General features: G+C 64.7%; 26 protein-coding genes. 9 read left to right on the plus strand and 17 right to left on the minus strand.

Annotated elements, in window-relative coordinates; translation table 11 throughout:
• Positions 1-132 precede the first annotated feature (132 nt).
• Positions 133-705: a hypothetical protein gene (locus ABIG06_RS34965; protein WP_370140278.1), complete on the minus strand. Its 573-nt coding sequence runs from the start codon at positions 703-705 to the stop codon at positions 133-135.
• 181 nt (positions 706-886) lie between these two features.
• Here ABIG06_RS34965 and ABIG06_RS34970 point away from each other — a divergent pair, with 181 nt between their 5' ends.
• A complete protein-coding gene (locus ABIG06_RS34970) occupies positions 887-1,273 on the plus strand; it encodes a VOC family protein (RefSeq protein ID WP_370140279.1) in 387 nt (128 codons plus the stop codon).
• Between the two features lie 57 nt (positions 1,274-1,330).
• Here ABIG06_RS34970 and ABIG06_RS34975 read toward each other — a convergent pair whose 3' ends face one another.
• Positions 1,331-1,828, minus strand: a complete 498-nt coding sequence (locus tag ABIG06_RS34975) for a hypothetical protein (RefSeq protein ID WP_124157719.1) — start codon at positions 1,826-1,828, stop codon at positions 1,331-1,333.
• A 261-nt stretch (positions 1,829-2,089) separates the two neighbouring features.
• Here ABIG06_RS34975 and ABIG06_RS34980 point away from each other — a divergent pair, with 261 nt between their 5' ends.
• Complete coding sequence (locus ABIG06_RS34980) at positions 2,090-2,443, plus strand: GrlR family regulatory protein (RefSeq protein WP_349629048.1); 354 nt, start codon at positions 2,090-2,092, stop codon at positions 2,441-2,443.
• On the opposite strand, the gene ABIG06_RS34985 is transcribed toward ABIG06_RS34980, so the two are convergent.
• From ABIG06_RS34985 to ABIG06_RS35010, 6 genes are all read right to left on the minus strand, one after another.
• Entirely contained in the window at positions 2,444-5,131 is a 2,688-nt protein-coding gene (locus ABIG06_RS34985; protein WP_370140280.1) for a PAS domain S-box protein, read from the minus strand.
• Positions 5,132-5,253: 122 nt separating this feature from the next.
• Positions 5,254-6,168 (minus strand): DMT family transporter, encoded by a 915-nt coding sequence (locus ABIG06_RS34990; protein ID WP_370140281.1) that lies wholly within the window; start codon positions 6,166-6,168, stop codon positions 5,254-5,256.
• A gap of 78 nt (positions 6,169-6,246) precedes the next feature.
• On the minus strand, positions 6,247-7,044 hold the full coding sequence (locus tag ABIG06_RS34995; RefSeq protein ID WP_370140282.1) for an NUDIX hydrolase: 798 nt from the start codon (positions 7,042-7,044) through the stop codon (positions 6,247-6,249).
• A 4-nt stretch (positions 7,045-7,048) separates the two neighbouring features.
• On the minus strand, positions 7,049-8,002 hold the full coding sequence (locus ABIG06_RS35000) for a dihydrodipicolinate synthase family protein (protein ID WP_370140283.1): 954 nt from the start codon (positions 8,000-8,002) through the stop codon (positions 7,049-7,051).
• A 109-nt stretch (positions 8,003-8,111) separates the two neighbouring features.
• Positions 8,112-8,990 carry an SDR family oxidoreductase gene (locus ABIG06_RS35005; protein ID WP_370140284.1) on the minus strand — a complete coding sequence of 293 codons (879 nt, stop codon included), beginning with the start codon at positions 8,988-8,990 and terminating at the stop codon, positions 8,112-8,114.
• Between the two features lie 158 nt (positions 8,991-9,148).
• Positions 9,149-10,009: a MaoC family dehydratase gene (locus ABIG06_RS35010; RefSeq protein ID WP_370140285.1), complete on the minus strand. Its 861-nt coding sequence runs from the start codon at positions 10,007-10,009 to the stop codon at positions 9,149-9,151.
• 162 nt (positions 10,010-10,171) lie between these two features.
• On the opposite strand from ABIG06_RS35010, the gene ABIG06_RS35015 reads away from it, so the two are divergent.
• Positions 10,172-11,350, plus strand: coding sequence for an IS481 family transposase (locus ABIG06_RS35015; protein WP_424578306.1), 1,179 nt, complete (start codon positions 10,172-10,174; stop codon positions 11,348-11,350).
• A 192-nt stretch (positions 11,351-11,542) separates the two neighbouring features.
• Here the strand turns inward: ABIG06_RS35015 and ABIG06_RS35020 are convergent, their stop codons facing one another.
• From ABIG06_RS35020 to ABIG06_RS35030, 3 genes are all read right to left on the minus strand, one after another.
• Positions 11,543-11,932, minus strand: a complete 390-nt coding sequence (locus ABIG06_RS35020) for a Zn-ribbon domain-containing OB-fold protein (RefSeq protein WP_291624369.1) — start codon at positions 11,930-11,932, stop codon at positions 11,543-11,545.
• On the minus strand, positions 11,932-13,089 hold the full coding sequence (locus ABIG06_RS35025; protein ID WP_370140286.1) for a thiolase domain-containing protein: 1,158 nt from the start codon (positions 13,087-13,089) through the stop codon (positions 11,932-11,934). Before ABIG06_RS35025 ends, ABIG06_RS35020 begins: the two co-directional genes overlap by 1 nt.
• A 958-nt stretch (positions 13,090-14,047) precedes the next feature.
• Complete coding sequence (locus ABIG06_RS35030) at positions 14,048-17,539, minus strand: indolepyruvate ferredoxin oxidoreductase family protein (protein ID WP_370140287.1); 3,492 nt, start codon at positions 17,537-17,539, stop codon at positions 14,048-14,050.
• Positions 17,540-17,831: 292 nt separating this feature from the next.
• Between ABIG06_RS35030 and ABIG06_RS35035 the strand changes: the two genes are divergently transcribed.
• Positions 17,832-19,040 carry a c-type cytochrome gene (locus ABIG06_RS35035; RefSeq protein WP_370140288.1) on the plus strand — a complete coding sequence of 403 codons (1,209 nt, stop codon included), beginning with the start codon at positions 17,832-17,834 and terminating at the stop codon, positions 19,038-19,040.
• A 41-nt stretch (positions 19,041-19,081) separates the two neighbouring features.
• On the opposite strand, the gene ABIG06_RS35040 is transcribed toward ABIG06_RS35035, so the two are convergent.
• Positions 19,082-19,726 carry a trimeric intracellular cation channel family protein gene (locus ABIG06_RS35040; protein WP_370140289.1) on the minus strand — a complete coding sequence of 215 codons (645 nt, stop codon included), beginning with the start codon at positions 19,724-19,726 and terminating at the stop codon, positions 19,082-19,084.
• A gap of 167 nt (positions 19,727-19,893) precedes the next feature.
• On the opposite strand from ABIG06_RS35040, the gene ABIG06_RS35045 reads away from it, so the two are divergent.
• Positions 19,894-20,319, plus strand: a complete 426-nt coding sequence (locus tag ABIG06_RS35045) for a hypothetical protein (protein ID WP_124157705.1) — start codon at positions 19,894-19,896, stop codon at positions 20,317-20,319.
• 58 nt (positions 20,320-20,377) lie between these two features.
• Here ABIG06_RS35045 and ABIG06_RS35050 read toward each other — a convergent pair whose 3' ends face one another.
• The 3 genes from ABIG06_RS35050 to ABIG06_RS35060 are packed head-to-tail and all read right to left on the minus strand — an operon-like array spanning position 20,378 to position 21,922.
• Positions 20,378-21,187 carry an isocitrate lyase/PEP mutase family protein gene (locus ABIG06_RS35050; protein ID WP_370140290.1) on the minus strand — a complete coding sequence of 270 codons (810 nt, stop codon included), beginning with the start codon at positions 21,185-21,187 and terminating at the stop codon, positions 20,378-20,380.
• Between the two features lie 52 nt (positions 21,188-21,239).
• Positions 21,240-21,590 carry an antibiotic biosynthesis monooxygenase family protein gene (locus tag ABIG06_RS35055; protein ID WP_124157703.1) on the minus strand — a complete coding sequence of 117 codons (351 nt, stop codon included), beginning with the start codon at positions 21,588-21,590 and terminating at the stop codon, positions 21,240-21,242.
• Between the two features lie 23 nt (positions 21,591-21,613).
• A complete protein-coding gene (locus ABIG06_RS35060) occupies positions 21,614-21,922 on the minus strand; it encodes an NIPSNAP family protein (protein ID WP_060736353.1) in 309 nt (102 codons plus the stop codon).
• Positions 21,923-21,993: 71 nt separating this feature from the next.
• Here ABIG06_RS35060 and ABIG06_RS35065 point away from each other — a divergent pair, with 71 nt between their 5' ends.
• The 3 genes from ABIG06_RS35065 to ABIG06_RS35075 all read left to right on the plus strand — a co-directional run bounded on the left by ABIG06_RS35065 (position 21,994) and on the right by ABIG06_RS35075 (position 24,336).
• Complete coding sequence (locus ABIG06_RS35065; RefSeq protein WP_370140291.1) at positions 21,994-22,692, plus strand: ArsR/SmtB family transcription factor; 699 nt, start codon at positions 21,994-21,996, stop codon at positions 22,690-22,692.
• Positions 22,693-22,887: 195 nt separating this feature from the next.
• Positions 22,888-23,898 (plus strand): alpha/beta fold hydrolase, encoded by a 1,011-nt coding sequence (locus tag ABIG06_RS35070; protein ID WP_370140292.1) that lies wholly within the window; start codon positions 22,888-22,890, stop codon positions 23,896-23,898.
• 186 nt (positions 23,899-24,084) lie between these two features.
• The gene (locus ABIG06_RS35075; protein WP_028182358.1) at positions 24,085-24,336 is read left to right on the plus strand and encodes a GCG_CRPN prefix-to-repeats domain-containing protein; all 252 of its coding nucleotides are present in this window, start codon (positions 24,085-24,087) and stop codon (positions 24,334-24,336) included.
• A 162-nt stretch (positions 24,337-24,498) separates the two neighbouring features.
• Here ABIG06_RS35075 and ABIG06_RS35080 read toward each other — a convergent pair whose 3' ends face one another.
• Together ABIG06_RS35080 and ABIG06_RS35085 are read right to left on the minus strand one after the other, a co-directional pair.
• Positions 24,499-24,783 (minus strand): twin-arginine translocation signal domain-containing protein, encoded by a 285-nt coding sequence (locus ABIG06_RS35080; RefSeq protein ID WP_370140293.1) that lies wholly within the window; start codon positions 24,781-24,783, stop codon positions 24,499-24,501.
• Between the two features lie 112 nt (positions 24,784-24,895).
• The gene (locus ABIG06_RS35085; RefSeq protein ID WP_124157699.1) at positions 24,896-25,210 is read right to left on the minus strand and encodes a hypothetical protein; all 315 of its coding nucleotides are present in this window, start codon (positions 25,208-25,210) and stop codon (positions 24,896-24,898) included.
• Between the two features lie 130 nt (positions 25,211-25,340).
• On the opposite strand from ABIG06_RS35085, the gene ABIG06_RS35090 reads away from it, so the two are divergent.
• Positions 25,341-25,994 (plus strand): glutathione S-transferase family protein, encoded by a 654-nt coding sequence (locus ABIG06_RS35090; protein WP_370140294.1) that lies wholly within the window; start codon positions 25,341-25,343, stop codon positions 25,992-25,994.
• The last annotated feature ends 8 nt before the right edge of the window (positions 25,995-26,002 follow it).

The raw sequence follows: 26,002 nt of genomic DNA on the forward strand, positions 1-26,002 counted from the left end.
GCGTAGGCTCTCCGCCTCAACAGGCGATCTCTCAATTGGTTCCTGGCCCAGCCGTTCGGTTCAAATGGCGATGCATGGTTTTTTCGCCAAGTCCGCGGAGAGTAACTTTTCCGCTACCTGAACGTGCCGCCTTCAGGCGCGGCGCGCTGCGACCAGCGAGCATTTCGCCTGATCGGCATTCACGTTAACGAAGCCGACGGGAATACGCGCAAAGGTCTTGCGACTCTTCATGCTGACCGCATCCGCCAGCACGCGGCTACGGTCGGTAAGATGAGTGCCATCGCGCCGCGTAAAGGCGCAGACGATCTCGACATCCTTTACGGCATAGTCGTTGTCGTTTCGCAGTGTGAACGTCACCAGAGCTTTGGAGCCAAGGCCGCCGCGGCGCCAGGTCTGCGATGAAATTCTGAGACGGCTGAGTTCCGCCGAAACCGGTGCCGGAAATTCGGACGCCGACGATACCACCGCAGACGCACCGCCCGAAGGACCCGGCTCAACCGCCGCCAGGTCCGGCCTCACCGGTTCGGCACTATTGCCTCTGGAAAGGGGCAGCAGCATCCAAATGCCGCAGCCGACGATGATTGCGGCCAGCAGCCACAGAAGGCTGCGGCCAAACGAGACGCTCGCGATCGTTACGGCCCGGGCCAATCGTTCGCCGCTCCCGGCGAAGCGCCCCAATCCGATCCGGTCGAGCCTGGCACCCATGGTTCCATCACCAATCGCGTCCGGGCACCATCAACGATGGGACTCGGCCACTGCTTACCTTAAGCCGGGCGACGAACTAAGGTTCCCGCACTTGATGCGAGTCGGCGAGCGGTAGCGACCACCGGCCGAGGCGGCTAACATGCGCCGGCAACATCGAAAGACCCCGTTGGGAGAATATGAAATGCCGATCGCCGTCACTTGGGATCACGTCCATCTCCGCAGTCCCGACCCAGAGGCCACGGCGGCCTGGCTGCGCGACATCCTTGGTGGCGAGATCGTGCGCGCCCCCGGACGGATCGAGGTGAACCTGGGCGGAGCCAGGATCTTCATCGCACCACTCGAAGGCGACAGCGCCGTCAACCCGCCGCCCCCGCATCCGCATCAGGGTCTCGACCATTTTGGCCTGACGGTGAAGGACCTCGACGCCGTCGCCGCCGAGATCAGGGCCAAGGGCGTCACCTTCACGCGCGAGCCGACGACCATCCGGCCCGGCGTGCGCATCTGCTTCATCCGCGGCCCCGAAGGCATCTCCATCGAGCTGCTCGAGCGCGACAAAAAGTATACCTGACGTGACGCGGCGCGGGCCGTCTCAGGCCTCCACCGGGGGACGTGACACCCCGTGGGGCTAAGTCATGCTACCGGGCATAAAGCAGCGGATAGTGACGCCCATGTAGCCGTAGATCGGCCAGACCATGGTGCGTCCCACCCGGTTCGGCTCCGAAATCACGGCCTCCTCGGGGACGTCGACCCAGACGAGTTCCTGCTGCTGGCCGTCGAGCGCGTACCCGTAGCGCGGGACGCGGACGCGATAGTGCCCGTCCTTGCTATCCCAGTCGGAATCCGAGAGCGCCGAACCATCAGCATCGGAGCAGCAAGGCCCCTTGCCGCTCCGCAGACTGTCGAACCAGGCCTTCAATTCGGGATTGGTGTTGGCGAACTGCCCACGGTCGCGCGCGTGCCCGAAGGGGGCCGCGAGCGCAATCAAGGCCAAGGCGCACGCCAGCCTTGTCAGGTTGCGCCGGCGTATCGCACTGCCAATCCGCCGTTGCTCGCTTTTATAATTCGCGGGACGCGCACGGTACAGACGCGGCTCATCGCCGCCGGAATCGATCCAGCTGGTCACGTTCGTCTTGCTCCAGCACCCCGCGGCCAGTGCAACAATGATTATGCATTTCGCGGGCCAACTCTAATTCATAACGGCGGGCCCGCTTCACCATCAGAGCGTCATGACAGCGTCCCGCGCAAGTCGGGACAACTACGGCTCGCCGCTGCAGGCCTCCCGCGACCTGCCGCCAAACTGCCGCGTTGCGCGAGGGGATCGGCTTTGGCATAAAAGCCGGACCGGTGACGCCATTGGGCGATGGCGGCCGGCCTGCGGGACGTTATGAAGAACGGCCTCTATTCAATTCACGTGACCCTGCTCGATGGTCGAGTCGGCAAGGGCAGCGGCGTGATTCTTTTCCGCGACGGCAAGATTCTTGGCGGCGATGCCTACCTCTATTACACCGGCAGCTACACGGTGAAGAACAACAACACCTTCAAAGGCGAAGTGCTGGTGCAACGGCACACTTCGCCTCGGGGCGACGACAATCCGCTGTTCGGCGGCCCTGCCCCGGTCGGCATCGGCGTCAGCGGTACCTACACGGACACGCGCGCGGAGATGACGGGCACGGCGCTGGTCGGCAAGGCCAGCCTGATTTTCGGCGCCACCCTGCACAAGCTCGTAGACGTCGATTAGCTATTCCGCAGCCTGCTCGAGCGGCGCCACGCGCGGCAGGATGATCTGGATACGCGTGCCGCCGCCAGGTTCGGAATCGAGATCGAGCCGTCCGCCGAGCCGGTTCGTAACGATGCTGTAGACGATGTGCAGCCCAAGGCCGGTGCCGCCCTGGTCGCGCCGTGTCGTGAAGAACGGATCGAAGGCACGGCGGCGGACGTCGAGCGACATGCCGCAGCCATTGTCGGAGAAGATGATCTCGACATTGTCCTTGCCGGATTCGCGCACCTGGATCTCGATGGTCCCAGGCCGGCCGTCCGGGAAGGCATGCGCCACCGAATTGAGGAAGAGGTTGGTCAGCACCTGGCCGTACGGGCCGGGATAGCTGTTCATGGTGAGGTCCGGCTGGCACTCGACGTTGAGCGTCAGGTTGTGCTTGCGCAGGCCCGGCCGCAGGCTCATCACCACCTGCTCGGTGAGATCGCCGAGATCGAAAGTACGCTGGTCCGAATAGTTGCGGTCGGCGGCGACCTGCTTGAACGACTGAATCAGCTCGGCGGCACGGTTGAGATTGGAGACGAGCTGCGAGGACGCATCACGGCTGGTGTTGAGGAAGTCATTGAGCGTGGAGCGGCGCAGCTCGCCGCGCTCGACTTCGGCCGTGAACATCGCGGTCTTGCGCTCCAGCGCGGAGGCGACCGTGAGGCTGATGCCGACGGGATTGTTGACCTCGTGGGCGACGCCGGCGACCAGGCGTCCGAGCGCGGCGAGCTTCTCCGCCTCGATCAACGAGGCCTGGGTCTCGCGCAGATTGCGCAGCGCGGTTTCGGCGGCTTCCTTGGCCTTGCGCATCTCCTGCTCGCCGCGCTTACGCTCGCCGATGTCGAGCGCAACGGTCACGATCCGCTCGATCTCGCCCTCGGCATCGAGCAGCGGCAGCTTGTTGACCAGCCATTGCCGCATATTGCCGGTCACGTCCTTGTACTCCTCCTCGTAGAAGCCGAGTCCTTTGCGGAGCTTGAGCACCCTCTTGTCGCTCTCGTCGGACTTGGCCGCGCCATAGCGCGACATCAGATCGGCCGTGGTGCGGCCGAGCGCATCGCCGGGCTCGATGCCGAATATGCCCGCCATGTAGCGGTTCATCAGCACGTAGCGCAGATCGCGGTCCTTGACGTTGATCACCGCTGGCACGGTGTCGATGACCTGCTGGAGCAGGCGCCGGCCCTCGGCGATGGCGTCTTCCGCGCGCTTCTGATCGGTGATGTCGCGCAGGGTACCCTCGTAGCGGACGATGTTGCCCTGCTCATCCCGCACACCCGTGGCGCTGTCGGAGAGCCAGAGGATGTTGCCGTTGCGCTGGCGCACCTGGTACTCGAATTCGCGCACCATGCCGTCCCGCGCCATCAACCGCTGGTATTCGACACGCGCCTCTGGATGGACGTAGATCGTGTGGGCGATGTCGTTGATGCTGTCGATCAGCTGCTGCGGACTGTCATAGCTCATCATCCGCGCCAGCGCCGGATTGGCGTTGAGGAGGTCACCGGCCGGCGTCGTCACATAGATGCCGTCGACCGAACCCTCGAACAGCTTGCGGTAGCTCTCTTCGGCGAGACGCTGCTCGGTGAGCGCGCGCACCGCCGCCTCGCGCGCCCTGTCGGCCTCCTCCAGCGCGCGGCGGAACACTTCGGCCGCCCGCGCGATGTCGCCGATCTCGTTGTCGAGGTCGGCGGACGGAATCGACGTGTCTTTCCGGCCGGCCGCAAGCGCGCGAATGGATCGCGCGATCTGGGCGAGCGGACGCACCGTCCGGCGCACGACGAACAACGCAGCGCCGATGCCGATCAGCACGCCGATCGTACCGAGCACGATGCTCTGCCACCGCGCTTCGGTCAGCGTACGGGCAAAGTCGCGTGACAGCACATGGCCGCGCCTTGCGCTGACCTCGCGCAGCAATTCGGTGACGCGGCCGATCAATCGGCCCTCGGTGCCCAGCACCTCGCGGTCGATGTCGGCGATCTGCCGTTCGCGGACGGCGACGGCCATAATGGCCTCGGCATAATCGTTCACCGCCGACTTCAGCCTGGCATCGCCAATGTCAAGCGCCCGCATCCCCTGCGCAGCCTGCTCGGCGGCGGACGGGTTGCGCGCGAGCAGCCCGACCGAGATCCGGCTCTGCGCCTCGGACAGATGGGATGCCAGCTCGCGGTCCGCGGTGCCTGCGACGGCAGCATCGAACCGCTCGCGCAGCGGCGGCAGGCCGGCAAGCAGTTGGGCGCGGCGGTCGATCAGGGTCGAGATCCGCTCCAGACCGTTGCGATAGGTCGCAAGCCGCTCGGTGACCCCGTCGATCATGTCCTGCTGCTCGGGCGCGAGCTCGATGCGGGTCTTCTTCAGGATGTCGCTCAGGGTCGAGGCCGCCTCGCCCACCTGCTGGAACTGGATGCCCGCGCCGGGGTCGGTGACGAAATCGCGCGCGGCGAGGCGCAACTCGTTCATGCGGCGATCGATATCCTCAGCGAGATCTCCGACGCTCTGGAGCCGCTGCAGCTCGGCGAACGTCGTATCGATGTGCCTGATCGCGATCACGCTCGCGGTCGAGGTGACGATGATCACCGCCAGCATCAACAGAAAGCTGCCGAAGGTGAGCTGGCCGATGGAGAGCGAAAATGTTCGCCTTTTCTCAGGGGACGGCGTCAATTCGGCGGACATTGGTGGTTGAGGACCGGGGCTGCTGAAACCCCAATATACGACGTATTGCCACCCGGGGGGAACATGCATCGGGGCACGGAATATCCTTAATATCGGGCCTGCCGCCCTCTCCAGCCTCAGCCCTACGACAGTTTGACGCTGGCTGACCTGCGGGCCGGGATGGTCATGGCGGCGACGCCGAGGACGACGCAGGCAAGGCCGATCCAGGCGGTTCGGCTCAGGGTCTCGCCGAGGAAGGCAACGCTGATGGCGACCCCGATCGGCACTCGCAGATAGGCCTGCGCGGTGGTGCCGACCGAGCCGAGGGTCTGGATCAGGCGGAAATAGATCGCGAACGCTGCCGCGGTCGAGAACGTCGCGAGCGCCGACAGCGCGAGCACGGAGCTCGGCGAAGGCGACAGCGTCCAGGGCTGCTCGAGCACCAGCGAAGCCGGAATCAGGGCCGCGGCGCCCGCCAGCAGCGAGCCGGCCGCCGGCGCCATGGGATCGAGGTCCTTGAAGCTGCGGCCGAAAATTGCGGCACAGGCGTAGCAGATGGTGGCGGCAACGATGGCGGCCTCGGCGAGGAGGCCGCTGCCGATGCCATGAAAGGAATCGGCGCCGACGATCAGCAGGATGCCGGCCATCCCCGCCAGGACCCCGAACAGCTTCCGCGGCGTCGTCGCCTCGTGGCGGGTGACGACCGCCGTGAGCAGGAAGGTGAAGATCGGTCCGGCCGAGTTGAGGATGGTCGCGAGCGCGGCATCGACGTGACGCTCGCCCCAGGCGATCAGCGTCCAGGGGATGACGCTGTTGAGCACGGCCTGGAACGCGAAGCGCTGCCAGCTCGCCCCATCCCTCGGCATCTTGATCCCACGTGTCCACATGACCGCCAGCAACAGCAGCCCGGCGATCGCGGTGCGCGCCGCGATCAGCGTGATCGGCGGGATGGTGGCGACGCCGAGCTTGATGAAGGTGTAGGAGCCGCCCCAGAGCGTTGCGAGCAAGACCAGCAGTGTCAGCTCGACGGCGATGTTGGTGTTCTGACGGTTGTCCATGGCGCGCATTCCGTCCTTCTCGGTGGACGGAACCTAACCCGTTCGGGCTCGCCATACTTCGTTGCGTATCGAAGTGTACTAGCCGACCGCTCCGACCTCGAACACCTCGCCGTCATAGCCGGCTTCGCGGGGGATGCGGAGCTGGCGGCCGGTTTCGGTCTTGGTCATGACCGGCATCACCGTGACGATGGACAGGCCGCGGGCGTGCTCGAGCGCCGCGCTCACGTTGGGCTGCTTCGCAAGCCGGATCAGATTGCGCGTGGTCGGAAACGGCAACTTGAAGCGGCCGCTCTCACCGCCCTCCACCGCTTCGCGCGGCGAGACCCAGATCGAATCCGTGGACTCGCGGCCGTCATGGGCGCCGAGTTGATCGGGCGGAGCTGCAGCGAGGAAGAACCAAGTGTCGAAGCGCTTCGGCATGCCTTCCGGCGTGATCCAGTGCGCGTAAGGCACGAGCGTGTCCAGCGCGAGTTGGAGACCGTTGTCGGCCAGAATCTCGAGGAAGCTGATCTTGTGCTCGTTGAGCGCAACGCGGTGCCTATCTGCGATCTCGCCGGCACGTCTGGCATCGACCGGCGTCCCTGTTGCCTTCGACCGCGCCAGCAGGATGCCGCTCTCCTCGAAGGTCTCGCGGATCGCGGCGATACGAAATCCGCGGTCCGCTTCGCTGAGGCCCTCGCCGCCCGAATACAGGTGCGAGCGCGCGACGATCTCCTTGTCGCCGGCATCGACGCTGCCGCCGGGAAACACCAGCGCGCCCGAGTTGAACTCGATCTGATGATGGCGAACCATCATGAAGACCTCGACTTCCTGCGCGGCACCGTCGCGGAGCAGGAGGATCGTCGACGCCGGGCGTGATGCTGATACCTCGGCCATTCAACTAACCCGCGGCACTGGATTGCGGGCCGAGATTGGCGCGCTTGTCGAAACGGGCAACGCGCGACAGGAGGTAATCCACCTCGGCCTTCGCCGTCGCCGTCATGGTCGCGCCGGGCTTGCGCTGGGCACTGGAGGCGATGACGCCGCGCTTCTGCAGCACGTATTTGCGCACAGTCAGGCCGACGCCGGGCTGCTGCTCGTAGCGGATCAGCGGCAGATGCGCGTCGAACAGGTCATGGGCGGCATCGCGCTTGCCGGCCCTGGAGAGGTTCACGACGTCGATCAGAAGCTCGGGGAAGGCGTAACCGGTCATGGCACCGTCTGCGCCGCGCTCCATCTCGAAGTCCAGGAAGGTGCCGCCATTGCCGCAGAGGATCGAGAGCGGACGCAGCGAGCCGTCCTTCTGGAAGCCGCGCAGCGTCGTGATCTTCTCCAGGCCCGGCCAGTCCTCGTGCTTGAGCATCACGCAGTTCGGATTGTCCATGACGATCTTGCGGATCACAGCGGGGGTGAACACCACCTGCAAGGTGAGCGGATAGTCCTGGAGCACCCAGGGCACATCCGGGCCGATCGCCTCGGCGGCCTGCTTGAAATAGCCGATGATCTGGTCGTCGGTGCGCAGGCTCGGCGGCGGTGCGATCATCACGCCGGCCGCACCCGCATCCATCGAGGCCCTCGCCAGCGAGCGCATGGTGGCAAAGCCGGGCGCGGAGACGCCGACGATCACCTGCATCTTCTTGGCGCGCTTGACGTAGCGCACCGCCACCTGTTCGGCTTCAGTGGCATCGAGCTTCGGGGCCTCACCGAGGATTCCCAGCACCGTGACGCCGTCGCAGCCGACCTCCTCGTAGAAATCAGTCAGTCGGTCGATCGAGCGCTCGTCGATCCGGCCGTCGTCGTGGAACGGCGTCGGCGCGATTGCGAAGGTGCCCTTGGCGTCGGCGGTGAATTTCATCAGTCCTTGTATCCTCTTGTTCGTCATTTCAGGGCGATGCGTCAGCATCGAACCCGGAATCTCGAGGTCCCGGGTTCACGCTTCGCGTGCCCCGGGACGACAACAAAAGCTAGAACCGCCGCGCCCCCATCTTGATCTGTTCCTCGGAGAAGAAGATCTCCTTGGCGTGATCGACGATATCCTGGGCCTTCCAGCCCGTGTGCGGCGGCTTCCAGCCTTCCATTTCCATCATCCGCATTTCGCGCACGCCGCGGGGCCCGGACACGCCCAGCACCTTGCCGGTCTGGTCGCCCGACAAGTCGCTGACCATGTATAGCACGGCCGGCGCGATGCCGTCCGGGCCCAGCGCCGCGCCGGGGTTCTCCTTATAGCGGGGCAGGTCTGCGGTCATGCGGGTCAGGGCGCCCGGAGCCAGCGTCCAGATCCGGATATTGTATTTGCGGCCCTCGATCGCCAGCACGTTGGACAGGCCCCAGATGCCGCCCTTGGCCGCGCCGTAATTGGTCTGGCCGAAATTGCCGATCAGCCCTGACGTCGAGGAGGTGTTAACGATGACGCCGCCGCCATTTTCCCGCATCCAGCGAAACACCGGCAGGGTGCAACAAAAGGTGCCCTTCAAATGGACCTTGATGACCTTGTCCCAGTCGGCTTCCGAGGCCTTGGCGAAGGTCTGGTCACGCAAAATGCCGGCGTTGTTGACGAGGATGTCGGCGCGGCCAAAGTGCTTGATTGCATCGTCGAACACCGACTGGCCGCCTCCCATGGTGGAGATGTCGGCTCCGTTGGCGACCGCCTTGCCGCCTTCGGCCTTGATCGCGTCCACGACCTGCTGCGCCATGGACTTGTCGGCGCCGGAGCCGTCGCGGGGACCGCCGAGATCGTTGACGACGACCGAGGCCCCTTCCCGCGCGAACAGCCTTGCGTAGGCCTCACCGAGCCCCCCGCCCGCGCCGGTGATCAGCGCAACCTTGCCGTCGAGTAGTCCCATGGTGGCTTCTCCCTGTTCTTGTTTTCTTGCGTCCCGGACGCGATGCAGCGTGAAAAGCTGCTTCGCAGAGCCGGGACCCAGTTCTTGGTTACGGCCTCTGGGCCCCGGCTCTGCGGCGCATCACTGCGTGCTGCGCCGCGTCCGGGGCACGAGACCAACTAACCCAGCACCGTCTTGCCGTTCTTGATCACGGTGACGCCGCGCGACTTCACCTTGGCTTCGAACGAGACCACGTTGCCGTCCTTCCAGAGGTCCATGGTCACGGTCTCGCCGGGATAGACCGGCGAGGAGAATCGCGCGACGTGCTGGCGGAAGGCGCTTGCGTCGTAGTCGGCATAGGTCTGGAGCACGCCGCGGCAGGTGATGCCATAGGTGCACATGCCGTGCAGGATCGGGCGCGGGAAGCCGGCCTTCTTGGCGAACTCCGGATCGGAGTGCAGCGGATTGCGGTCGCCGCAGAGACGATAGACCAGCGCCTGGTCCGGACGCGTCGTGATGTCGATGGTCTTGTCGGGCGCGCGCGAGGGGATCTTGTGCGGATCGGGTTGGGTCAGGCTCGGACCGCCGAACCCGCCGTCGCCGCGGGCAAAGCGCGAGGCGACCAGCGTCGCCAGCTTCTCGCCCTTCTCGTTCTTCAGCACGGTCTGGTGAACGATCACGACGCCCTTGTCCTTGCCCTTGTCGTAGACTTCGAGCACGGAGGAGTCGGCGGTGATGTTGGCGGCGACCGGCAGCGGCTGGTGGAAGGTGATGTCGCGTTCGCCATCCACCACCATCACGCGGTTGAGATTCATTTCGCCCGGGCCCGAGCCCCAGGCCGCGACAGAGGCGAAGGTCGGCACCACCTTCAGCGGCCGCGGCGTGAACGTGCCCTCATTGACGAAGGCGAGCTCGTTTTCGTCCATGGGATCGGCGCCGAGGCCGATGCCGTAGGCATAGAGCATGACTTCGCGATCCGTGTAGGCGTATTTCTGGCCGAGATTTTTCAGGCCTTTGAGCTCTTCGTATCTGGCGGACATGTCGTCTGTCTTCCTCCCGGTCTCTCCGCGAGCAGCGGCGCCCGTTGATGTGCCCTCTCCCCTTGCGGGAGAGGGCAGCACCGTGTCCAGACCGGATAGATTGGTAACACAGTAGACCGGATGGATGGGTGACAGTTCTCTGTCGGCTGGGAGGATCAGCCGATGCCTTGGCGAGAGAGCTGTGCAGTGGACCAACGGGTGAACTTCATATCGGATCAGCGAACCGGCATGTGGACGATGACCGAGCTTTGCGAGCGCTACGAGATCAGTCGCAAGACCGGTTACAAGTGGCTGGAGCGCTACCGGCTGGAGGGGCCTAGCGGGCTTGAGGATCGTTCCCACGCCGCGCGGGTGCATGGGCGGGCGACGCCTCAGCACATCGTGGATGCGATCGTTGGGCTGCGGCTCGAGCGGCCGAGCTGGGGACCGCGCAAGATCGTCAGCAAGCTCGAGGCTCGCCAAGGGGATGTCGACTGGCCGTCGGCCTCGACAGCCGGAGCGATTCTCAAACGAGCGGGACTCGTCGGCGACCGCAAGGTCCGTCGACGTGCGCCGCCGCGGATGGGGCAACTGACGGTGCCTCAGCATGCCAACCATGTATGGGCCCTAGATCACAAGGGCTGGATCCGATTGGGCGACGGTTCTCGCGTTGAACCATTCACTGTGACCGATGGCTTCAGCCGCTATTTGATCAGCCTGACGGCGACGGGCAGCACGCAATATGCCGAGTGCCAACCGCTACTGGAACGGGCGTTTCGCGAGCACGGCTTGCCGCAGATCATCCGCTCCGACAACGGCTCGCCGTTCGCCTCGACCGGGACGACCGGTCTGACCGCGCTGTCGGTATGGTGGATCAAGCTTGGCATCCGCCATGAACGGATTGATCCTGGCCATCCGCAGCAGAACGGCTGGCACGAACGCTTCCACCTTACGCTTCTGGAAGCCATGCGGCCACCGCCGCCGACCAGGACCGCGCAAGCCCGACGGTTCGCAGCATTCGCGCGCGACTATAACGAAGAACGGCCCCACGAGGCGCTTGGCCAACGCCCACCTGCCAGCGCCTACCACTCTTCCCCTCGTGCGATGCCAAGGCGGCCTCCGGAGCCGGACTATCCCGTCGAAGCGGCGGTGCGCCAGGTTCGCTCCAACGGCGAGATCAAATGGCGTGGCGATCTCATCCACCTTTGCAGCGCTCTCGCTGGTGAAACAGTTGCCGTGGAGGAAACCGCCGACGGGCAATGGCAGGTGCGCTTCTTCAACGTGCCGATCGGCATCATCGACCAGAAAACATCGACGCTGCGGCGCTGCGCTAGCGCAGCGCCGCAGCAGACCGAACCATGAACGACTGTTACCTTTCCATCCGGTCTGTTTTGTTACCCATCCATCCGCTGGACAACCGCCCTTGCAACAAACTCACTCGGGTGAGGGGTTGGCTCCGCAGTTACACTTCTCGTGTGGAGAGAGACCCCTCACCCGGCAGCCTTCGGCTGCCACCCTCTCCCACAAGGGGAGAGGGTTACATCGTGCTTCGCGTCAAGCCACCGTGAAGAACGGCAGCGGCGCGCCGTCGGTCGGCTTGAACACCACCTTCACCTTCTGGCCGATCTTCAGCTTCTCGAGATCGCAGTCGACGAAATTGGTCTGCACCGACGGTCCCTCCTTCAGCGTGACGTAGCCGATCGCGTAAGGGCCGGTCGGCGATTTCCGCATCAAGCTCCAGGTGTAGATCGTGCCCTCGCCCGACGCCTCCTCCCACACCGTCTTGTCCGAATAGCAGAACGGACAGATCGAGCGCGGGAAGTAATGCGCTTCGCCGCAGGCGGTGCAGCGCTTGATCATGAACTTGCCCTCTTTCGCCGCATCCCAGAATGCGGCGGTCTCGGGGTTCGTCACGGGGGCCGGATATTTCTTCGTCTCGCTCATCACACGCGCTCCAGAATGGCCGTCGAAGCGGCATGGCGAACGCCCAGGAGGCCGCCGGTGCCGTGGGCGATGGCGAGATCGCAATTCGGAACCTGCACCTTCGGATGCGCCTCGCCGCGCAGCTGCCTGACGGCCTCGAGGATCTTGGTCATGCCGCCGCGGTTGACGGGATGGTTGCTGCAGAGGCCGCCGCCGTCGGTGTTGAACGGCAGCTTGCCGACGCCCGAAATGAGATTGCCGTCGGCGACGAACTTGCCGCCCTCGCCCTTCTTGCAGAAGCCGAGGTCTTCCAGCTGCATCAAGACCGTGATGGTGAAGCTGTCGTAGATCGAGGCGTATTTGATGTCCTTCGGCGTGATGCCGGCTTCCTCGAACGCACGCGGACCGGACCAGACGCCGGCGGAGTAGGTAAGATCGAGATCCTTGCCGCCGCGCGGGCCCTTCATGGCTTCGCCATGGCCGATCAGGCGCACCAGCGGCTTCTTCAGGCTCTTGGCGATCTCGGGTGTCGTCACGATCATCGCGCCGCCGCCGTCGGAAACGACGCAGCAATCCATGCGATGCAGGGGATCGGAGATCATCGGTGAGTTCAGGACGTCCTCGACGGTGACGACGTCCTTGAGCATCGCATGCGGGTTGTATTGCGCGTGATGGGAGGCCGCGACCTTGATCCAGGCGAGCTGCTCGCTGGTGGTGCCATAGTCGTGCATATGGCGCATGGCACACATGCCATAGGCATTGTGCGTGGTCGCCCCGTAAGCGGACTCGAAATCGACCTCGGCACCGGCGGCGCGCGGCGGCATCGCACCGGTGCGCGGCTTGCCGGCGAGCGTCACGAGCGCGATCGAGCACTTGCCCGCGGCGATCGCCTCGGCGGCATGGCCGAGATGGATGATGTAGGAACAGCCGCCGGTCTCAGTGGAATCGACGTGACGGAGCTTCTTCGTGTTCAGGCCGAGATAATCGACCATCGGCCAGGCACCGCCGGGGGCATCGCCCGCGCAGAAATAGCCGTCAATATCGTCCTTGCTGATCCCGGCATCCTCGATCGCGCCCTTGGCGACCTCGGCGTGGAGCTGGGCGGTGGATTTGTCCGGCGCATGCCGGGTCGGGTGTTCGTAGATCCCGGCAATGTAGGCCTTGCCCTTGATGGTCAAAACAGAGGTCTCCGCTCGCGTTTCTTCTTGCTCCGTTTTTCTGAACCGCGAGGGCCTGATTGGCAAGCGCGGAAATATTCCGTCGCGCGAGAGGGTGGTGGGTGGCGCAAAAGGGTGCGCCGATATCGGGCCGAGATAGGCGGCCACCCGTCCCGCCGCGTCGTCATTGCGAGGAGCCCTTGCGACGAAGCAATCCAGAGTCCCTCCTCAGATGGATTCTGAATTGCTTCGCTGCGCTCGCAATGACGGAGTTCGCGGAAATCGAGGTTGCTCTTCCACTCCCAGCTGAATCGCAGTCGCAATTCCGCATCCTCGCGGCGTGTTTTCGCCCGAGCTTTGCTTCCGCCTGGCTCCCTCACAAAATAGAGGGCGCAGGGAAGACCGGGTGCCGGCTGGGCACCCACGGTCCGCTGTGCGCGAATTGCGCGAAGAACAATTGCACAGCGGCATACAGGTGCGGCCAAACATCCGGCCTTCCCTGCGCAGTGGTTTTACGGCTTATGTCGCGCTCTCCCCGGGGAGCGATGCACTATTGCCCCCGTCGCCTTGCGAGCGACCCGCAAGACTTGACGCACAGACCCCGGGCGTCAGGACCACACGATTTTGCCGTACGCGAGCCGCGCCCGTCGTGCGCGCGAGACGATTGCTCGTGCGACGCAGCCCGCGTCCACCGCCGCTCACCCCGCGTTTCGTGACGATCGCGATACGCCCCTCTGACTGGGATGAGGTGGCGAACGAATACGACGATTCCGAATTCGGTAAAGCGGAATGTTTTTGGGAATGCGGGTTGACCATAGCGTGGGTGTTTTGCCCGGCGGGCGGCACTAGGCGTGGTGTGCAGGGTGGGTTAGCCGAAGGCGTAACCCACCACTTGCTCTCAGCGGAGGCCGAAGCGGTGGGTTACGCCTCGCGAACGCGCTTTGCGCATTCGCAAGGCTAACCCACCCTACAAAACCGGCTACTCCGCGGCGATCTGCCTCGGCGCAGGGGGCGGATTGGCCAAGTCCGCGGCGAGCTGGGCGTAGCGGGCCTTGGCGTCTGCGACCGCCTTCTCCTTCACCGGGCCGTAGCCGCGGATGCGATCGGGCAGCGACAGCAATTCCACGGCGGTGTCGATCGTGACCGGCGACAACAGGCCGAGCACGGTGGCGACGTCCTTCTCATAGCCGGCGATCAGGTCGCGTTCGAGCTTGCGGTCGGCGCTGCGGCCAAAAATGTCGAACGGCGTGCCGCGCAGGAACTTGAACTTTGCCAGCACGCGGAAGACGTTCAGCATCCACGGGCCGAACGCGCGCTTCTTCGGGCGTCCGAGCACATCGACGCCGCTCGCCAAAATCGGCGGCGCCAGGTTGAAGCTGAACTTGAAGTCGCCCTCGAACTGGTCGCGGAGCTGCTGCTCGAACGCGCCGTTGGTGTAGAGGCGCGCGACTTCGTATTCGTCCTTGTAGGCAAGGAGCTTGGCGTAGTTCACCGCGACCGCCCGCGGCAGGGCATCGCCATAGCCGCCCTGCTTGGCGGCATCGCGAACCTGGTCAACCAGCTTGCGATAGCGTCTAGCCAGGCGACCATTCTGATAGGCGGTCAGATGCTTGGCGCGATGCTCGATCACCTCGTCGAGCGTCATTGCCTCCAGGGCTTTGGGCGCGATGACCTCGTCTGCCCCCTTCAGCATGTCGGCGAGGCGCTTGGGGTCCGCGACCGCGAGGCGGCCGAGGCGGAAGGCTTCCTTGTTCATCTTGATCGAGACACCGTTGACCTCGATCGCCTGCTCGATCGAGTCCGCCGACAGCGGGAACAGGCCCTTCTGATAGGCATAGCCCATCATCATCATGTTGGTGGCAATGGCATCGCCGAGCAGCTGCTCGGCCGGCCTGGTGAAGTCGAAGAACACCGAGTCCTTGTGTAGTGCCGTCTCCAGCAATCCGTTCAGCTTGCGGGTCTGGAAGTTGAAATCGCGGTTGAGGACGAAGTCGGCAGTGGGGATGACGTGGCTGTTGATGATGCCGCGGGTGCGGCCGGAATCACAGAGCGAGATCGTGTCCTTGGCGACCGCGACCACCTCGTCGGCGGCCAGCACGAGATCGGCCGTGCCGGTGACGATGCGCGAGCAGGTCACCTCGGCCGGATGGTCGGACAGGCGGACGTGGCTGAGCACCGCTCCGCCCTTCTGCGCGAGGCCCGACATGTCGAGGATCATCGAGGCCTTGCCCTCGATATGGGCGGCCATGCCGAGCAGCGCCCCGATGGTGAGCACGCCGGTGCCGCCGACGCCACCGACGGCGATGTTGTAGGGCTTGTCGAGTGTCGGGCGCGAGGCCGGCTCGGGCAGCGCACCGATCTCTTCAAGTTCGGCCGGCGCACGGTGACGCGGCTTGCCGCCATCGACGGTGACGAAGGACGGGCAGAAACCCTTCAGGCAGGAATAGTCCTTGTTGCACGAGGACTGGTTGATGGCGCGCTTGCGGCCGAACTCGGTCTCCAGCGGTTCCACCGAGATGCAGTTGGACTGCACCGAGCAGTCGCCGCAGCCTTCGCAGACCGCAGGATTGATCATGACGCGGCGCGCCGGATCCTCCATCAGGCCGCGCTTGCGGCGGCGGCGCTTTTCGGCGGCGCAGGTCTGCACGAAGACGATCGCCGAGGTGCCCTTGTATTCGCGGCACATCTTCATGACGCTGTCGAGCTCGTCGCGGTGATACTTCTTCACGCCGGGCGCGATGGTGTCGGCCGGATAGGTGTCGGGCGCCTCCGAGACCAGGTAGATCTCGCGGATTCCCTCGGCGTGGAGCTGGAAGGTGATCTGCTGCGGCGAGAGATCGCCGTCATGGCGCTGGCCGCCGGTCATGGCGACGGCGTCGTTGTAGAGGATCTTGTAGGTGATGTTGGTCTTGGAGGCGACCGCCTGGCGAATCGCCAGAAGCCCGGAGTGGAAGTAAGTGCCGTCGCCGAGGTTCGCGAAGATGTGGTTCTCGTTGGTGAAGGGCGCGATGCCGACCCACGGCACGCCCTCGCCGCCCATATGCGTGAACGTCTCGGTCGAGCGGTCCATCCACAGCGCCATGAAGTGACAGCCGATGCCGGCGAGCGCGCGGCTGCCTTCGGGGATTTTTGTCGAAGTGTTGTGGGGACAGCCGGAGCAGAAATAGGGAGTGCGGGAGACAGGAGCGACCGCCTGCATCTGGGTCGCCTGGCGGCCGTTGAACCAGTCGGCCTTAGCGCGGAGCATCTCCGCGATCTCGGGGTTGAGATTAAGTCGAAGCAGGCGTTCCGTGAGCGAGGTCGCAAGCGAGGCGACGCTGAGCTCGGCGGCGAAGGTCAGGAAGCGCTTGTCGTGCTCGTCCATCTTGCCGACGATGCGCGGGCGAACGTCGTCGCGCCAGTTGAACAGCTCCTGCTTGACCTGGTTCTCGACGATCTCGCGGCGCTCCTCGACGATGAAGATCTCTTCGAGCCCGACCGCAAACTGCCGCACGCCTTCCGGCTCCAGCGGCCAGGGCATGCCAATCTTGTAGAGGCGAAGGCCGATCTTGGCGGCGACCTCCTCGGTGATCCCCAGTTCGCGCAACGCCTGGCGCACGTCCTCATAGCTCTTGCCCGACGCCATGATGCCGAAGCGGGCGTTCGGCGAATCCATGGTGATGCGGTTGACCTTGTTGGCGCGCGCAAAGGCGATGGCGGCAAAGCCCTTGTAGTCCTGCAGGCGCCGGTCCTGCTCGAAGCGGTCGTCAGGCCAGCGCAAGTTAAGGCCGCCGGGCGGCAGCTCGAAATCGGTGGGGATGATGAAAGGCTTCATCTCGTCGGTGAGGTCGATCTCGGCCGTGGTCTCCACCGTCTCGGTGATCACCTTCATGCCGACCCAGCAGCCGGAATAACGCGACATCGCGATGCCGAGCAGGCCCATCTCGATCATCTCGTGGATGCTGGAAGGATAGAGATAGGGCATCAGCGCCGAGATGAAGGCGTGGTCGGACTGATGCGGAACGGTCGAGGATTTCGCGCCGTGGTCATCGCCGGCAAGGCACAGCACGCCGCCGTTCTTGGCCGAGCCGGCGGCATTGCCGTGGCGGAACACGTCGCCGCAGCGGTCAACGCCCGGGCCCTTGCCGTACCAGATTCCGACAACGCCATCATATTTGGCACCGGGCGAGAGGTTGAGCTGCTGCGAGCCCCAGACGGCAGTGGCCGCCAGATCCTCGTTCACGCCGGGCTGGAACTTGATGTTGTATTGTTCGAGATGCTTGCGGGCGGCGAAAAGTTGCTGGTCGTAGCCGCCGAGCGGCGAGCCGCGATAGCCGGAGATGAAGCCCGCGGTATTGAGGCCGTTGGCGCGGTCGCGCCGGATCTGGGCCATCGGCAGGCGGACCAGGGCCTGGATGCCAGTGGTGAAGACGTGTCCGGTTTCCTGGGTGTATTTTTGATCGAGACTGATCGGACCCTGGTTGATGCCCATGCTGTCCTCGTTTGGCCCTGCTCAGGCCTTGGTTACTTAAGGTCGCTTAAGCCGTTGCCTTCCCGTCGTTTTTAGTTAGGGCGCGCCGACCGTCACCGCCACTCTATGTCGGATATTTCATGATCCGCACCACAAATCTGGATAAAAGGGCGCGCCGGGCAAAAATCGCAATTTCGTGGCCTCAAACACGCCGGGCATTTTCAATTTGTGTCACCATACCCCCGCCGTGGCGAAATGAATGGCCGCCCTCATGGCGCCGATGACGGCGATTGGTCGCAGGAGAGGCCCAAGCATGCGCACGATTCTGGCTTTGATTGCGTTGTGCAGTGCAGTTGCTGGCGCGGCGCTTGCCGCCGAGCCATCGCCGGAGCTGATTGCCTATGGCAAGGCGCTGGTCGAGGCCGGCGACTGCGCGGGCTGCCACACTGCCGATCCGGCCAAGCCGTTCGCAGGCGGCAAGCGCATCGACACGCCTTTCGGCGCGATCTTTGCGCCGAACCTGACGCCGGACCGCGACACCGGCATCGGCGCCTGGACGGACGCCGATTTCGTGCGCGCGGTGCGCACCGGCATCGCGCCCGACGGCTCGAACTATTATCCGGCCTTTCCCTATCCCTACTTCACCAAAATGACGAAGAACGACGTGCTGGCGATCCGCGCCTATCTCGGAACGCTGGCGCCCGTGGCGAGCCGCAACAAGCCGCCGGAGCTGCGCTGGCCGTTCGGCTATCGCGGCCTGATGCGGCTCTGGAACGCGATGTATTTCAAGCCCGGCCTGTTTGAGCCGGACCAGAGCAGGAGCGCGGCCTGGAACAGAGGCGGCTATCTCGTCACGGGGCTCGGTCATTGCGGCGCCTGCCACACGCCGAAGAACTATTTCGGCGCCGACAGGAATGGGCAGGCGCTATCCGGCAATGAGGTCGGCGGCTGGTTTGCCCCCCGCCTCGATGGCGCCGCCCGCACCGGGCTGAAATCGTGGAGCGAGGAGGACATCACGGAGTATCTGCAAAGCGGGCGCAACGCCAAAAGCCATGCCGGCGGGCCGATGGCGGAGGTCGTCGTCAACTCGACCGCGAAAATGAGCGATGCCGACGTGCGTGCGATCGCGCACTATCTGAAGAGCCTGCCGCCGGCGCGGCGCGAGACGATCGTGACGCCGCCGGATGATGCCGAGATGAAAGCCGGCCAGGCGGTCTACGCAAGACTCTGCATCGCCTGCCATGAGGCCGACGGCTCCGGCGCCCCGCGCATCTACCCGCCGTTGCCCGGCAATGCGCTGCTGCAATCCAACAACCCGTCCTCCACGTTGCGCATCATCCTCGACGGCGCCCACACCGTGACCACGCCGCGCGCGCCCAACACCGGCGAGATGCCGGGATATGCCAAGCAACTGTCCGACGACGAGATCGCGGCGGTGACGAATTACATCCGCAATTCCTGGGGCAATGCGGGCCCGCTGGTGACACCGGCCCAAGTGGCGAAGGCGAGGAAGGAGCCGTAGCCAACTCCCTCTCCCCGTCATCAGAGTGAGGCGACGTGACTCTACCTCTCCTCATCCCCGGTGAACACGAATTTCGGCATCTCCCATCTGTAGTGCACCGCGAGCAGGCGGAAGCTGAGGCCGAGCACGAAGGTCAAGATCGTCCAGAGTTCGGCATGGAGATTGAAGCCGAACGCGGTGGCGTAGAACAAACCCGTCACGACCGAGACGCTGGCATAGAGCTCGGATCGGAACAGCAGCGGCACGTCGTTGCAGAGCACATCACGCAACACGCCGCCGGCGCAGCCCGTCACCATGCCCGAGACGATCACGATCGGCAGCGAGGCATCCATCTGCCAGCCGACGTTGCAGCCGATCATGGTGAAGACGACGAGGCCGATCGCATCGAGCACGATGAAGGCGAGGTGCAGCCGATGCACGAGGCGCGCGATCAGGATCGTCAGCAGCGCCGCCTCGCCCGGCAGTGCAAGGTAGATCGGGTGGGCCACCCACACCAGCGGATAGTGACCGAGAAACAGATCGCGCAGCGTGCCACCGCCAAGCGCGGTGATGCAGGCGAGAAGACAAACGCCGACATAGTCCATGCTGCGCCGCCCCGCGGCCAGTGCCGCCGTCATGCCCTCCGCCGTCAAGGCGACGAGAGCCAGAAAGTGAAGCACGCTATCGGTCGGCGGCAGACTCCACATCGGCTTCGTTCCCTCGTCGCGGCCATGGAACTCGCCTCCAGTTCCCGAGTGAACAGGTTCCCGATTCCCGGCGTGAGGGCAACATGCGACGAAAGCATTACGTGGCGCGGAACGGAATCTCGCACCTGAGGGTTGTCCCGACGTCATAACCCGAGGAGACCCAATCGATGGCTGACGACCGTTTTCCCAACGATCCGTACCGCCCGAACCTCGCCGACGATGAATATTCTCGCGCGGCACGCCGGGATGCCGACCTTCAGGCCGATCCCGAGCTCGGGGAAGGCCCTGCCTCCAGCGGCAAGATCGCGCTGTTCGCGGTAGCGGTCGCCCTGGTGCTGGGCGCGGTGTTCTACGGCTTGAACAACACCACCACGACCAACCAGGCCAGCAACACGCCAGCCTCGCAGACCGCGCAGACGCAGCCGACCAATCCGGCGGCGCCTCCTGGCGTGCGCGACGTGACGCCCCGCAACAACGCCGAGCCGGGCGTGACCACCGGTGCGGCGCCGAGCAGGCCGGCTGCCCCGGCTCCCGATACGCCTGCTGCAAAGCCGGCGCCGGATTCGCAGACGCCGTCTAATGGCGCGAAGTAACGGTTCGCAATGAGACGTGAGAGCGGCGGGATGCACCATCCCGCCGCATTTCGTTTGCCTAGCTGAACATCTTGTTGAGCTCGCCGCCGGGATAGCCGCCACCGAGCTCTGTGAACGTTCCCTTCTCCGCCATCTCCTTTGCAGCGCGCATGAAGCCGCCCCAGGCGGCGCGGGCGAGCGAGCCGCCCACACTGATCCGGCGCACACCGAGATCTCTGGCCTCCTGCAGCGACAGGCCGGACGCGCCGATCAGGAGATTGAACGGTTTGGGATGCACCGACTTCACCACCGCGGCGATGTCCTCGCGGCTCTTCAGGCCCGGCGCGTAGAGACAGTCGGCGCCGGCATCGGCATAAGCGGTCAGCCGATCGATCACGAGCTTGAGGTCGGTGACGCCCCACAAATAAGCTTCGCAGCGGCCGACCAGCAGCGTGCCGCTGTCGCCGATCGCCTTGCGGGAGGCCTTGATGCGCTCGACCGCCAGCGCGCGGTCATAGAGCGGCTTGTCCTTGTCGCCGGTGGAATCCTCGATCGAGAGGCCCGCCACGCCGGTACGCACGCCGCGCTCGACATTGTCCGCGACCCTGTCCGGCTCGACCGCAAAACCGCCCTCGAAATCGGCGTTCACGGGAATGTCGACGGCCGAGCTCAATGCTGCCAGATGCTGACAGACGTCCTCGACGCTGACGTGGTTGTCGGCCTTGCCGATGGTCCAGGCAAGTCCCGCGCTCGACGACGCGATCGCCTTGAAGCCGAGATGCTGCAAGGCTTTCGCGCCACCGACATCGACCGGATTGGGCAGGATGAAGCAGCCGCTCTCGTGCATCTTCCTGAACGTCGCGCGCTTGTCCGCAGTCGTCACGTGCATAGTTTCTCTCCCTTGTTGGCCGCGCAGAGATAGGCGCGCCTTTTCAAGTGCGCTAGTGCCCGTCGTGCACCGCGCGACTGTCCTTCGGAGCCTGCTCGCGGTCGGTCATGCTGTAATCCCGGATCACGCTGGCGATGCGCAGATGATAGTCCGCGAAGATCTCTGCGCGGCCTTTCGCCTGCGTGCGGCGATGCTCCATCGTGTTGCGCCAGGCCGCGACGGCTGCCTCATCCCGCCAGAACGACACGGACAGAATCTTGCCCTTCTCGGTCAGGCTCTCGAAGCGCTCGACCGAGATGAAGCCGTCGATGGTCTGCAGCAGCGGCTTCAGATCGGCCGCGAGATCGAAATAGTCCTGGCGGTGTTCCGGCTTGGGCCAGACCTCGAAGATCACGGCGATCATGGGCATCTCCTGCTGTTGGTAGGCTACAATACCACCTTGCGCAGGAAGGTGCGCTCTTCCGCAAGGATGAATTTTTCCGCCTCCGCGAAGTTGAAGTTTGCCGTGCCGTCGAGATCGGCGCGCAGCCGCTTGCGGTAGGACTCGTACGCCGCCAGGCTCTCGAACGAAATCAGGCCGAAGGCGATGTTGTTGGTGCCCTCATGTGGCATGAAGTAGCCGATCAACTCGCCGCCGCATCTCGGGATGATGGTGAGCCAGCGCTTCGAATATTCCTCGAACTGCGCCCGCTTGAACGGATCGAGCTGGTAGCGGATGAAGACGGTGACGGACATGACGGGCTCCTGTGCTTGAAGCAACACGCTACGCGCTTGCCCAACTACGATGCTTCGGCTATCATCGAAGCATGAAATCAGGTCCCGACATTGCCATGGTCGCCTCCCTCGTCGGCGACCCCGCCCGCGCCAACATGCTGACCGCGCTGATGAACGGCCGTGCGCTCACCGCGAGCGAGCTGGCGCAGGAGGCCGGCATCACGCCGCAGACCGCGAGCTCGCATCTGTCGAAGCTCGAGGCCGGCGGCCTGATCGAGCCGGAGAAGCAGGGCCGGCACCGCTACTACCGACTCACCGATGACGACGTCGCCGGAGTGCTCGAGGGCCTCGCCGGCCTTGCCGCGCGGACCGGCCACATGCGCGTGCGCACCGGACCGAAGGATCCGGCGCTGCGGCGGGCGCGGATCTGTTACGACCATCTCGCCGGCGATCTCGGCGTGCAGATACTCGATACCATGCGCGAGCGAAACCTGGTCAGGCAGAAGAAGCAGGACATCGAGCTGACGGCCGAGGGCGAGCGCTTCCTCGCCAAACATTTGCAGATCTCGCCCGAGATGCTGGCGCATCCGCGTCGCCCGGTGTGCAAGGCCTGCCTCGACTGGAGCGAGAGGCGCCACCATCTCGCCGGCACGCTGGGCGCCGCCATGATGCAGCGCTTCGCCGAGCTGAAATGGGCTTCGCGCGATGCCACGCCCGGCAGCCGCGTGGTGAATTTCACCCGCACCGGCGAGAAACATTTCGCCGTGCTGTTCGGCAGCGGGCAGGACTGATCACGCAACGCGCGTGGGTTCGCACGTTTGCGTGTGAATGCGCGCTCTGGTCATGGCCGGGCTTGACCCGGCCGTCGACGTCTTTATGCGCATTGTCATTCCGGGATGGTCCCGAAGGACCAAACCCGGAATCTCGAGATTCCGGGTTCGTGCTGCGCGCGCCCCGGAATGACTGCTCCAATTACGAGACCCTCCATGAACCGCCCTCTCCCGGCCGCACTCGCCGCCGTCCTTCTCGTCTCTCCGTTCACATCCGCCATCGCCGCCGACACCGCGCCGCGCGAGCCCTATGGCATCGCGCTCGAAGGCTTTTACTATCCCTACCCCGTGCACCTCATGCCTGTTGTCAACGACGGCGAGCAGCTCAGCATGGCCTATATGGATGTTGCCGCTGCGCAGCCGAACGGCCGCACCGTGGTGCTGCTGCACGGGCGCAATTTCCCGTCGAGCTATTGGGCACCCGTGATCAAGATGCTCGGCGAGGCCGGCTTCCGCGTCGTGGTGCCGGACCAGATCGGCTTCGGCAAATCCTCCAAGCCGCAGGGCGAATTGCATTTCGACAATCTGGCGCGCAACACAATCGCGCTGCTCGACCATCTCAAGATCGACAAGGCCGAGATCGTCGCGCATTCGCTTGGCGGCATGCTGGGCGTGCGCATCGCCCGCGCCTATCCGGACCGTGTCGCCCATCTGGTGCTGACCGCGCCGATCGGGCTCGAGGATTACCGCCTTTACGTGCCGCCGACACCGACGGAAAAGATGATCGAGACCGAGGACAAGCTCACGGCCGAGGGCTATCGCAAGCAGCTCCAGACCAATTATGCGATCAAGCTGCCGGCGGAGGCGATCACGCCGTTCATCGATGCCCGCTTCAACATCAAGGGCAGCCCCGATTATCCGCGCTGGCTGCGCGCCTTCGTCAGCTCCGGCCAGATGATCTACCGAGAGCCGGTGGCGCACGAGATTCCGCTGATCGCGGTACCCACCCTGTTCGTGATGGGCGCCGACGACCACAACGCGCCGGGCCGGCCGCTCGCGCCAGAGGCGGTGCGGGCCAAGATGGGGCAGAACGCCGAACTGGCGAAGGCGCTTGCCGCCAAGATGCCGAATGCGCGGGCCGAAGTGATCCCGAACACCGGGCATCTCGTCTTCCTCGAGGCGCCCGAGAAGTACAAGGAGTTCGTGCTTGGATTTCTCGGCCGCTAGCGATACTAGCGTGTCGTCTGAGGCCGGTTGCGCGGAACGTTCATGCCGCATTCAGGTCATGATTGGCAGGTTTGGATCACCGTGTCGGCACGCTCCAGATTTAACGTGTCGAATCGTGTCTCTTGATTCATTCTGCGCCGCAAGCGCTGTTCCCCTAGCCTGCCTAAGGACGAGAAGGAAAGCCCAATGAAATACCTGTTTGCCGCCGTCATGCTCGCCAGCGCGGTCGTCGGTTTCAGCGAGGCGGCCAGCGCCGCCGGCGGTTGCGGCCCGGGTTGGTATCGCGGCCCCTATGGTGGCTGCCGTCCGATGCGCGGCCCGGTCGTCGTTCGCCCCGCTCCGGTGGTGGTCGCCCCGGCGCCGGTCGTCGTTGTGCCTCGCGCACGTGTGTGCCCCTACGGCTTCCGCTGGTACGCCGGCCGCTGCCGCCCGTTCTGACCTCGTCCATTTGCGTTCAAAGTGGCCGCGCGGCGGAAGCCAGCGCGGCCATTTTTTTGGAGTTGCTGCCAACGCTTCGTCCGCCGTGGAACTGAAGCGCCTCCAGAATCGAAACGGGGACCGCCGGCGGCGATCCCCATCCCATCCACAAATTTCGCGAGCTTACCAGTGATGGCGGCGGTGCCAGCGTCGGCGATGCCGGCGCCAATGACGGCGGTGCCAACCCCAGTGGCGGTGATGGCCGTAGTGAACCTGCTCTGGCGCCAGCTTCCCGGCTTCCTCGCTGGTGGTGACCGCGGGATGAGCGTCGGAATTGCCCTGCGGCATACGGGCGGGATCACCGACCGGCTGCGGTGACAGCGGCGCGGCCTGCGCGGCCGTCGCAGCGAAGGCGGCGGCGCCCGCCGTCACTCCCAATGCAAGTTTCAAAAAGTTCCGGCGCTCCATCATTTCTTCCTTTGGTCATCGTGACTGTGATGCAGAGGAAGTGTCGCGTTCACGACATGAACCGGAGCTGAATCGCGCGTCCCGATTTATCGAGCTGCGGAATGTCTTCCGCTTATTTCGCAAACTCCTGCGCCAGCACCAGCGTTTCGCGCGTGCGCTTCACGTCGGGCCAGTCGCGATTGAAATCGGCGACGAGCTTCTGGAGTGCGTCACCTTTCAGCATCGCATTCAGCTTGGCCTCGTCATCGAACTGATACATCGCCTGGTGCAGCGAGGGATCGTCGAGGCTCCAGAACCGCCAGGCCTTGGCCACGCCGAACGTCTTCACCGCGTCGGGCAGGTGTTCCGTCTCATACCATCTGTCGAAAGCAGCGCGCTTATTGGGATCGGTGACGATGGCGCGGACGATGAAGAATGCTGATGGCATCGGATTTCCTCCTGTTGTTTGAACCGAGACTAGCCGGTTAAGCCGCCGGCGACAAAAAGAGTTGGTGCCGGTGTCGGAATGGACGCCCTTCGTTCGTCCTTTGCCTCGAACCAGGACACGGAGACAGCAAATGGCCGACCTCACCCTGACCACCTTCGATTGGGTTCCAGCAGCGCCGCGAGGCTTCGTGCGCGACTTCCGCGTGCGCTGGGCGCTGGAAGAAGCCGGCTTGCCCTATCGCGTCGCCAGCGTGCCGTTCGACGATCGGGGGCCTGCGCATCTCGCGCACCAGCCCTTTGGCCAGGTGCCGTGGCTGACCGACGGCGACCTCTCGATCTTCGAGAGCGGCGCGATCCTGCTGCACCTCGGCGGGCTCAGCGAGAGGCTGATACCATCCGATCCGCGCGGTCGCGCCGAGGCGACGAAATGGGTGTTCGCGGCGCTCAATTCAGTGGAGATGGCCAGCCTGCCCTGGGGCATGTCGAAGTTCATGGGCCATCCGACCGACACGGCGGCGTGGACATTCGTGGACGACTTCCTCAAGCTTCGGCTCAAGCATCTCGAGCCGGTGCTGGGCAGCCGCGAATGGCTGGCCGGCTCCTTCTCCGTCGCCGACATCCTGATGGCGGACGTGCTGCGCGTCGTCGATGGTTTCGACGGGCTGACGGACCATCCGGCCTGCCGTGCCTACCTCGCACGCGCCACCGCCCGCCCGGCCTTCGCCAAGGCTCACGCCGATCAGATGGCGCATTTCGCCGCGGCGGATGCGACGCGCGAGACGTGATGTGGCTC

It is taken from the genome of Bradyrhizobium sp. USDA 326, from assembly GCF_049739485.1.
Lineage (GTDB): Bacteria > Pseudomonadota > Alphaproteobacteria > Rhizobiales > Xanthobacteraceae > Bradyrhizobium.

Bases quoted from the DNA above. Each gene is read 5' to 3' on its own strand.
- ABIG06_RS34985 (WP_370140280.1), bottom strand. From the start codon at position 5,131: ATGTCCGCCGAATTGACGCCGTCCCCTGAGAAAAGGCGAACATTTTCG.
- ABIG06_RS35075 (WP_028182358.1), top strand. From the start codon at position 24,085: ATGAAATACCTGTTTGCCGCCGTCATGCTCGCCAGCGCGGTCGTCGGT.
- ABIG06_RS35030 (WP_370140287.1), bottom strand. From the start codon at position 17,539: ATGGGCATCAACCAGGGTCCGATCAGTCTCGATCAAAAATACACCCAG.
- ABIG06_RS35050 (WP_370140290.1), bottom strand. From the start codon at position 21,187: ATGCACGTGACGACTGCGGACAAGCGCGCGACGTTCAGGAAGATGCAC.
- ABIG06_RS35060 (WP_060736353.1), bottom strand. From the start codon at position 21,922: ATGTCCGTCACCGTCTTCATCCGCTACCAGCTCGATCCGTTCAAGCGG.
- ABIG06_RS34995 (WP_370140282.1), bottom strand. From the start codon at position 7,044: ATGGCCGAGGTATCAGCATCACGCCCGGCGTCGACGATCCTCCTGCTC.
- ABIG06_RS35005 (WP_370140284.1), bottom strand. From the start codon at position 8,990: ATGGGACTACTCGACGGCAAGGTTGCGCTGATCACCGGCGCGGGCGGG.
- ABIG06_RS34980 (WP_349629048.1), top strand. From the start codon at position 2,090: ATGAAGAACGGCCTCTATTCAATTCACGTGACCCTGCTCGATGGTCGA.
- ABIG06_RS35055 (WP_124157703.1), bottom strand. From the start codon at position 21,590: ATGATCGCCGTGATCTTCGAGGTCTGGCCCAAGCCGGAACACCGCCAG.
- ABIG06_RS35065 (WP_370140291.1), top strand. From the start codon at position 21,994: ATGAAATCAGGTCCCGACATTGCCATGGTCGCCTCCCTCGTCGGCGAC.
- ABIG06_RS34970 (WP_370140279.1), top strand. From the start codon at position 887: ATGCCGATCGCCGTCACTTGGGATCACGTCCATCTCCGCAGTCCCGAC.
- ABIG06_RS35035 (WP_370140288.1), top strand. From the start codon at position 17,832: ATGCGCACGATTCTGGCTTTGATTGCGTTGTGCAGTGCAGTTGCTGGC.
- ABIG06_RS34990 (WP_370140281.1), bottom strand. From the start codon at position 6,168: ATGGACAACCGTCAGAACACCAACATCGCCGTCGAGCTGACACTGCTG.
- ABIG06_RS35020 (WP_291624369.1), bottom strand. From the start codon at position 11,932: ATGAGCGAGACGAAGAAATATCCGGCCCCCGTGACGAACCCCGAGACC.
- ABIG06_RS35040 (WP_370140289.1), bottom strand. From the start codon at position 19,726: ATGTGGAGTCTGCCGCCGACCGATAGCGTGCTTCACTTTCTGGCTCTC.
- ABIG06_RS35015 (WP_424578306.1), top strand. From the start codon at position 10,172: ATGCCTTGGCGAGAGAGCTGTGCAGTGGACCAACGGGTGAACTTCATA.
- ABIG06_RS35010 (WP_370140285.1), bottom strand. From the start codon at position 10,009: ATGTCCGCCAGATACGAAGAGCTCAAAGGCCTGAAAAATCTCGGCCAG.
- ABIG06_RS35045 (WP_124157705.1), top strand. From the start codon at position 19,894: ATGGCTGACGACCGTTTTCCCAACGATCCGTACCGCCCGAACCTCGCC.
- ABIG06_RS35085 (WP_124157699.1), bottom strand. From the start codon at position 25,210: ATGCCATCAGCATTCTTCATCGTCCGCGCCATCGTCACCGATCCCAAT.
- ABIG06_RS35000 (WP_370140283.1), bottom strand. From the start codon at position 8,002: ATGAAATTCACCGCCGACGCCAAGGGCACCTTCGCAATCGCGCCGACG.
- ABIG06_RS35090 (WP_370140294.1), top strand. From the start codon at position 25,341: ATGGCCGACCTCACCCTGACCACCTTCGATTGGGTTCCAGCAGCGCCG.
- ABIG06_RS35080 (WP_370140293.1), bottom strand. From the start codon at position 24,783: ATGGAGCGCCGGAACTTTTTGAAACTTGCATTGGGAGTGACGGCGGGC.
- ABIG06_RS34965 (WP_370140278.1), bottom strand. From the start codon at position 705: ATGGGTGCCAGGCTCGACCGGATCGGATTGGGGCGCTTCGCCGGGAGC.
- ABIG06_RS35070 (WP_370140292.1), top strand. From the start codon at position 22,888: ATGAACCGCCCTCTCCCGGCCGCACTCGCCGCCGTCCTTCTCGTCTCT.